The following is a 7,385-nucleotide window of genomic DNA, read 5'->3' on the forward strand; positions in this document are numbered from 1 at the left end:
TAGGAAGCTATCAATCATCATGTGTAAAATGTTAGTTTCTAAATTGGAGTTTCAATATGGTCAAAAATCAGCTTGAGAAAAAAAATGATTATTAAAATATTAAAATTTTTATTTCGTTAACTAGGAAAAATACGCCTCAATTGGAGCTATTCACGACTTCGGAAAATAGCCCACAATCCAGACCTTTGTGGGGTGCAATTACACTATGTTACAATGAGAAAAATCCATACTCAGCTCTTCACAAAGCTACAGGAAACTAGTATCCCATTAGAGAGAACAACCATTATTTTAAGGAGGAACCAAATCATGGCATTCGAACTTCCCAAACTCCCTTACAACTATTCCGACCTGGAGCCCCATATCTCAGCGAAAACCTTGGAAATTCATCACGGCAGGCATCACCAAACGTATGTGACTAATTTGAATAAATTGACTGAGGGTAAACCCATGGCCTCGCGCTCTCTTGAAGATGTCATATTAGAAAATGCAGATGCTGCGGGAATTTTTAACAACGCCGCTCAGATTTGGAACCACACATTCTACTGGAACTGTATGCGTCCCAATGGTGGAGGTGATCCATCTGGATCTTTAAAAGACAGGCTTGAAGCTGAATTTGGAAGCCTAGAGAAATTCAAGCAGGAATTTCATCAAGCAGCAATCACGCAGTTTGGTAGTGGTTGGGCTTGGCTGATCGAAGACCAAGGCCAGCTCAAAATTATGAAAACCGGAAATGCTGATCTGCCACTCGCTCACAGCAAACGGGCATTACTTACCTGCGATGTGTGGGAACATGCGTATTATTTAGATTACCAGAACCGCCGCCCAGACTACGTCAAGACATTTTTAGATTCTCTGGTTAATTGGGACTTTGTGGCAAGCCAATTAGAAAGTTAAGCAGCTCCCTGCTTACGATCTTCACCACCGAGTTTAAAATAAAGCAATAACAGGGAGGACAAACACAGTGAGGAATACGTTCCCACTGTGATGCCCACAATGATTGGTAGGCTGAAGGTGGCAATCACATTGCCGCCAAAAAAGTAAAGGGCAAATAATGCCAGTAACGTGGTTACAGAGGTCAGCACTGTTCGCGACAAGGTATTGTTAATGCTTCGGTTGATGATTTCTGGCATCGATTCTTTCTTGTATTTGCGTAAATTCTCACGAATGCGATCGTAAATCACCACTGTATCGTTAATGGAATAGCCAGCAGTTGTAAGGATTGCTATGATAGCTGTTTCATTAAATTCTAAGCAGGGCAAAAAAGCGTAAAGGCCAATAATACTGGTACAGTCATGGGTTAGCGCAACAATAGCACAAAAACCAAACTGCCATTCAAACCGAAACCAAATATAGACCAACATCGCCAGTAAGGCAAAACCAATAGCCATCAAACCTTTGCGCTTTAAGTCTTCACTTACTTTGGGACCAACTGTTTCTACCCGGCGGTAAGTCACGTCCTTGCCCAAAGCTTGTCTAATTTTGTTCAAAGCAATTGACTGCGCCTTTTCTCCACCTGGCTGACGTTCAATACGAATCATCACATCACGCGTGTCACTCCCAAAACCTTGAAGTTTGACATCCCCAAGATCAAGCCCTGAAAGCTTTGTGCGCAATCCAGAGAGATCAGCAATTTCTGGCGTACGGATCTCAATTAAAAAACCACCTCGAAAGTCAATTCCATAGTTGAGCCCATTCATCATAAACCCAGCTAGGGATCCCAGCACTATAAATGTAGACAACAGAAACATTATATAACGCAACTTAACGAAATTAATCGAGGTGTTTGCTGGAACGAGACGCAACATTTTTCAAGAACTCCTTTTAAACCGCAATTCTGGTGGGACGACGCCAGTGATACCATAGAACGACAATCACTCGGGTCAGAGAAATTGCAGTAAACATCGACACCAAAATACCAATGGATAAAGTCACCGCAAATCCACGAATGGGACCTGTGCCAAATATGAAAAGTAGCGCTGCACCAATCAGTGTGGTCAGATTCGAGTCAATGATCGTTCCCATAGCTTGGGTATATCCTGCATCAATGGCTGAAAGAATTTTATGGCCATTTCGCACTTCTTCACGAATCCGCTCGTAAATCAAAACGTTAGCATCCACCGCCATACCAATTGTCAATGCGATGCCAGCAATTCCAGGTAAAGTAAGCGTAGCCCCAATAACCGACATGATAGCAATCAACAAAATCAAATTAAAGGCTAGTGCAATGTTGGCCACGACTCCAAAGAACGTATAAACCAACAACATAAAAACAGCAACCAGAATCACTGCAATCACCGTTGCCATTTTACCAGCAGCAATGGAATCTGCACCCAAGCCTGGCCCTACAGTCCTCTCTTCAATAACAATAAGCGGAGCAGGAAGCGCACCAGCTCGCATCAACAAGGCTAAATCCGTGGTTTGTTGCACGGTAAATCCTCCCTCTATATAGGCTTGCCCGCCGGGGATAGGATTGTTTATTCTAGGGGCACTGAGCACCTTGTTATCCAGCACGATAGCAAAGCGCCGTCCTCGATTTTTTCGGGTGATATCAGCAAACTTGCGCCCCCCATAGGCATCGAATCGGAAATTAACAATTGGGCTGTTATTTTCTTGATGGAATCCTGCAGACGCACTCACTAAATTTTCCCCACTTAGAAGAATTCGTTTGCCAATAATTAAATCCGGAAGACCCTCTTCTTCACTAGGTAAGCGCTCATAGCCTGCAGGAACCCGATTTTTAGCAATAAGCACATGTGAATCCGGATGCACCATCCGAAACGTCATCTTGGCTGTTTTACCCAAAAGTTGGCGCACCCTAGCCGGATCACCGACGCCTGGCAACTGTACCAATATACGTCCCTCGCCTTGCTGTTGGATATTAGGTTCTGCCGTGCCATACTCGTCAATACGTCTTCGGACAATCTCGATTGACTGACGCACCATCATCGATTTGCGTTCGCGAATGACTTCAGGTTTTAAAACAAGCTGCCCCTGCCCTTGCTCATTAATCGCAATCTCAAAATCTTGCATTGGCCTTGCCAAAACTCTAAATGCCCGGTCACGATCTTCCAATTTACGCAATTTAAACCGAATGGCGTTTTTACGAACGCCCAGTCCGGTATAGCCAATTTTGTCACCACGAAATGCGGTGCGCACCCCATCCACACTACCGTCCAGATAGTCCTTAAGGCCGGCTTCAACATCCACCTCGAGCAGCAGTTGTGATCCTCCTTGCAAATCTAAGCCGAGATTTACCGGCTGCAGCCACTCTGGAAATGTCTCTTGCACACGCTCTCGATCAAAAAAGTTGGGAGAGGCAAAAAAGATTCCTAAGACACAAATGGCACTCAAAAACATAAGTTTCCACTTAGAAATTTGTATCATATCGTTCCTTCTCCACTAACTTTTGTTTCTCGCTCTTGGTTTATCCCTGGGACGACTAAAAACTACTTGGTCTTACGCCGTGTTGTGCTTTTCTTTTTAGCCTCAGTCAAAGATTTTACATTCGAACCCTTTTTTCTGGAAACACTTTGTGAATTAGAAGAAGAAATTGATCCCGTGTGTGATAAATTTTGAGTAATCATTGAACGCACCACACGTACTTGGACTCCATCGGAGATCTCAAGGAGCACTTCTTCATCACTGACCACCTTGACAATTTTCCCAAGTATGCCACCTGAAGTCAGCACTTGGTCTCCTTTTGAAAGAGCAGACAACATCTCACGTTGTTGCTGTGCCTTTTTTTGTTGGGGTCGAATGAGAAAAAAATAAAAAGCCACAAATATCAAAACCAAAGGTAAAAATTGATAAAGTTGCTGGCCAAACCCACCACCTGCCACGGTAGCAGCTGAGGCCATTGCTGGGGAAATTGTCAAAAAGTCTAACATTTTGTAAGAAAACTCCTTCTTATCGTATTTCTGTTCTTTAAAAAATCAATGCAAAACTCCAACGGATACCCCCAACAGATAAGCTGGCGCGCCCTGCAGGATTCGAACCTGCGACACCCGGCTTAGAAGGCCGATGCTCTATCCAGCTGAGCTAAGGGCGCCCATAATTGAGACAACTCTTAGAGTCCTTGTCTTTGTTATACATACATACTTGCTAGAGTTCAAGGTATACTGTGGAAGTGATTAAGATTCAGTATATTAAGAGGATCTTTTTAAATGTGTTATCCAACCAGAGGTATAGGGGATGCATCTACCCCCAGCTCTTCGTAACTGCCACTTTCGGGAGACTGCACAAAAATAGTTCCCGTTTTAATTTCAAAAAACCACAAATGAATGTTCAATTCGCTTCGCGCAACTCTTTTGCGAATCCAGGGAAAAGTGAGGCAATTCTGGCAAGAGATCCCAAGAGAGCGTTTGGCATAAGCATCCATATCTTCTCCTTGTGCATGGTTTGTTTTCACAAGAGAAACCCAATTTTTAATAAAATCGGTTTGCTTTTTCTGATCAGGTTCAATAATAGTTTGAATACCACCGCACTGACTATGCCCCAGTATAATCAGATGTTTGGTTTTTAAAAAACGGATGCCAAATTCCAATGCAGCACTTGTCCCATGGTAGGCACTACCTTGCTCATAAGGAGGGACAATGCCTGCTACATTACGCACAACAAAAAGATCACCTGGATTACATTGAAGAATCAACGCCGGATCAACCCGTGAATCACAACAAGTCACGACCATAATTTCAGGGGTTTGACCCAAAGTTGCAAGAGAGTCCATAATGGGTTGATCACCTGTGGCATATTTCTGCCTAAAGGTTTGATAGCCTTTTAAAAATTTATTCGATATTTTCTGCATGTATTACTCATAAATAGTTTTGTAGTTTTTCATAAAATTTCAGTCCAAGCTCTTTGGTAGCATTCTGGATCTCACTTTCAGCCACTTGAATAGTTTGTTTGTGGACAAATGTCCCATCGAGGGATGCAACAAGTCCAGTAAACATACATCGGTCATTTTCTAACATTGCAAGGCCAGCAATTGGGGTTCTGCAAGATCCATCTAAAGCACTCAAAAAAGCACGTTCAGCTTGTACACATAGATATGTAAGGTGGTCGTTGATAGGTGTCAACAGCTCAAGCATAGCGGTATTATCTTTGCAGCATTCGATGCCAAGGGCACCTTGGGCAACCGCAGGTAGTATTGTTTCAGGGCTCAGAGGAATTCCAATTTGTGATTTTCCCAGCCGTTTGAGCCCTGAAAGGGCCAACAGTGTTGCATCTGCCACACCTGATTCAATTTTATTGATGCGGGTTTGCACATTACCCCGAAGCGGCACAATTTTAAGATCAGGGCGGAGATGCATGATTTGGCACGCACGCCTTAAAGATGACGTGCCTACTCGTGTTCTAGGTGGCAAATCTTTTATGGTCGTTGCGCTTTTTGCAATCAAAACATCTCGCGGATCTTCACGGGGTAGCATACAGGCTATTGTTAAGCCTGATGGAAGCCGGGTTGCTACATCCTTCATTGAATGCACCGCAATGTCGATTTGGTTGTCTAAGAGAGCTTGTTCAATTTCTTTGGTAAATAGTCCTTTGCCGCCAAATTCAATTAAAGGTTGGTCGGTTATACGATCACCAGAGGTTGTTATCGGAACAACCACAAAATTTTGTTCCTCAATTCCATGCACTTTTTGCAAGACTTGCTGAACAACTTCGGCTTGTTTACGTGCTAAAGGACTACCTCTAGTTCCTATGCGGATTATGTGATCGACCATAGAATGCATTATGCCAATTTTTGCATACGAGTAAAGCTAGATGTAACTATTCAGTCCAACGGCCGCCATCCAGGATCCATTCCGGGAAAAGCTTTCCCCCTTTTTCAGCCAAACTTATCTTCTAAATATTCCAACCGTCCCTCAACCCAAGCCAAATTGCCTTTGAGCAAGTAGTTGTTTGGCATATTCAAGCACGAACGAGCCTTGAATAATAATCACCTGATGCTGTTGGTGAAATTTCGTCTGCAAAGTATGCGGATTTTTCTTGAGCTTGCCTATACTCGCCCCTATAAGGGCCATCCCCCACTAAACTAGTGAGAACTGACCCCTATAGAGGCAAACGCGTCAGGTTCCAAAACCACTCACCACAATATACCGCTTCCACAACATTTCCGCGGCAAAACCAAGCAGAATAAGCAAAACCAGGCAAACATTAACAAACTGCCCCAGGAAATACTGGCGCCGGAGGTTGGTATATTGTAAATTGGCGTTAGCCATACCAGCTGCAATGTGCTCAGAGCAACGACAAGGTGGCCTGTAAGCCGGGTTCTGTCGGGGACGATCATTCATCTAGGATGCTTGTCGCCAAGCATCTCAAGCAGCCTACCCGAAGAATTCAGTGCGGAAATTCACCTGTTGGCTTGCGCCAGCGCACTCTTCCTATTTGGCCTTGCTCCGGGTGGGGTTTACCCTGCCATCTTTGTTACCAAAGATGCGGTGCGCTCTTACCGCACCATTTCACCCTTACCAGGGTAAACCCTGGCGGTATATTTTCTGTGGCACTTTCCCTAAGGTCACCCTCGGCGGACGTTATCCGCCACCCTATTTCCGTGGAGCCCGGACTTTCCTCTATAGGCATAATACCCACAGCGATCATCCAACCACCTTGTCTAGTTAGTAGATGTAAGCTGATTTTTCTAAAAAAGCAACATTTGGGATGATGTATGTCTGACTTAGTCAATCTGTAAACGCTGCGCTTGTCTTTGACCCAGTCTTTAGTTAACTTGATTGTAGTACCCCTTAGCGGAGGGATGCCGGAGTGGTCGAACGGGGCGGTCTCGAAAACCGTTGTGCGCTTTTGCGTACCGTGGGTTCGAATCCCACTCCCTCCGCCAGTTTTTATTTCTCGAAAAATTTTTGCTGGAATTTCTGGTTTGATATTAGCACCTCTAAACCCCAGTATTCATAGGCTTTAGCAAGTTTAAGTCACGCAACACATGCGTACCTAGAGAATCTAAAAATCACCCAAATTACCCCAAAGTCTCTTATTTTACTCTCCGTTTCTCCGTTACATGCGAACGTCGGCGCCGAAGGTACGCATCTACCAAACCCTTGATTTTACTGGGTTTTTGCGATTTAGGCATTTTGAGGTTCGTTTTTGACTGGTGGTGTGCGGAGTGCTCAGAATGAGCAGGGCCACCTCATGAAAAAAAATAATCCATAAATATCTCCCTCCAAAAAATTCGTTACAATCCGTTTAAATGTGTCCTTCCGGCAAGCGTGCGTGCTCACAATGACGAAAATCGGTTAGAATGCCTTCCATCCATTGTTATTATTCCACTTCCTCTACCTCTACCTCAATCTTCGGACTACCCAGTTCTTGCTACCCGCAGGTGATATACAGAACCTCTCGCCCCCCCATCTGATATGTGTGCTTTCAGC

General features: G+C 44.1%; 7 protein-coding genes, 2 tRNA genes and 1 other RNA gene. 2 read left to right on the top strand and 8 right to left on the bottom strand.

Features of this window, described 5'->3' with window-relative positions:
• The first annotated feature begins 306 nt into the window (after window positions 1-306).
• Window positions 307-894: a superoxide dismutase gene (locus tag ABFQ95_06725; protein ID MEN8237216.1), complete on the top strand. Its 588-nt coding sequence runs from the start codon at window positions 307-309 to the stop codon at window positions 892-894.
• On the opposite strand, the gene secF is transcribed toward ABFQ95_06725, so the two are convergent.
• The 8 genes from secF to rnpB all read right to left on the bottom strand — a co-directional run bounded on the left by secF (window position 891) and on the right by rnpB (window position 6,612).
• Window positions 891-1,805 carry a protein translocase subunit SecF gene (gene secF, locus ABFQ95_06730; GenBank protein MEN8237217.1) on the bottom strand — a complete coding sequence of 305 codons (915 nt, stop codon included), beginning with the start codon at window positions 1,803-1,805 and terminating at the stop codon, window positions 891-893. The genes ABFQ95_06725 and secF overlap by 4 nt on opposite strands.
• A gap of 16 nt (window positions 1,806-1,821) precedes the next feature.
• On the bottom strand, window positions 1,822-3,384 hold the full coding sequence (gene secD, locus ABFQ95_06735; GenBank protein ID MEN8237218.1) for a protein translocase subunit SecD: 1,563 nt from the start codon (window positions 3,382-3,384) through the stop codon (window positions 1,822-1,824).
• Between the two features lie 62 nt (window positions 3,385-3,446).
• The gene (gene yajC / locus ABFQ95_06740; protein MEN8237219.1) at window positions 3,447-3,887 is read right to left on the bottom strand and encodes a preprotein translocase subunit YajC; all 441 of its coding nucleotides are present in this window, start codon (window positions 3,885-3,887) and stop codon (window positions 3,447-3,449) included.
• Window positions 3,888-3,971: 84 nt separating this feature from the next.
• Window positions 3,972-4,048 (bottom strand) — tRNA-Arg (locus ABFQ95_06745).
• 120 nt (window positions 4,049-4,168) lie between these two features.
• Entirely contained in the window at window positions 4,169-4,804 is a 636-nt protein-coding gene (locus ABFQ95_06750) for a carbonic anhydrase (protein ID MEN8237220.1), read from the bottom strand.
• Between the two features lie 7 nt (window positions 4,805-4,811).
• Complete coding sequence (gene hemC, locus ABFQ95_06755; GenBank protein ID MEN8237221.1) at window positions 4,812-5,723, bottom strand: hydroxymethylbilane synthase; 912 nt, start codon at window positions 5,721-5,723, stop codon at window positions 4,812-4,814.
• A gap of 345 nt (window positions 5,724-6,068) precedes the next feature.
• Window positions 6,069-6,221, bottom strand: coding sequence for a hypothetical protein (locus tag ABFQ95_06760; GenBank protein MEN8237222.1), 153 nt, complete (start codon window positions 6,219-6,221; stop codon window positions 6,069-6,071).
• Between the two features lie 24 nt (window positions 6,222-6,245).
• An RNA gene (rnpB, locus tag ABFQ95_06765) (RNase P RNA component class A) lies at window positions 6,246-6,612 on the bottom strand.
• 136 nt (window positions 6,613-6,748) lie between these two features.
• On the opposite strand from rnpB, the gene ABFQ95_06770 reads away from it, so the two are divergent.
• A tRNA-Ser gene (locus tag ABFQ95_06770) sits at window positions 6,749-6,838 on the top strand.
• Window positions 6,839-7,385: the final 547 nt, after the last annotated feature.

The sequence above is a fragment of the Pseudomonadota bacterium genome (assembly GCA_039714795.1).
GTDB lineage: Bacteria > Pseudomonadota > Alphaproteobacteria > JAGOMX01 > JAGOMX01 > JBDLIP01.

Bases quoted from the DNA above. Each gene is read 5' to 3' on its own strand.
- secD (MEN8237218.1), bottom strand. From the start codon at position 3,384: ATGATACAAATTTCTAAGTGGAAACTTATGTTTTTGAGTGCCATTTGT.
- hemC (MEN8237221.1), bottom strand. From the start codon at position 5,723: ATGGTCGATCACATAATCCGCATAGGAACTAGAGGTAGTCCTTTAGCA.
- ABFQ95_06725 (MEN8237216.1), top strand. From the start codon at position 307: ATGGCATTCGAACTTCCCAAACTCCCTTACAACTATTCCGACCTGGAG.
- ABFQ95_06760 (MEN8237222.1), bottom strand. From the start codon at position 6,221: ATGGCTAACGCCAATTTACAATATACCAACCTCCGGCGCCAGTATTTC.
- ABFQ95_06750 (MEN8237220.1), bottom strand. From the start codon at position 4,804: ATGCAGAAAATATCGAATAAATTTTTAAAAGGCTATCAAACCTTTAGG.
- yajC (MEN8237219.1), bottom strand. From the start codon at position 3,887: ATGTTAGACTTTTTGACAATTTCCCCAGCAATGGCCTCAGCTGCTACC.
- secF (MEN8237217.1), bottom strand. From the start codon at position 1,805: ATGTTGCGTCTCGTTCCAGCAAACACCTCGATTAATTTCGTTAAGTTG.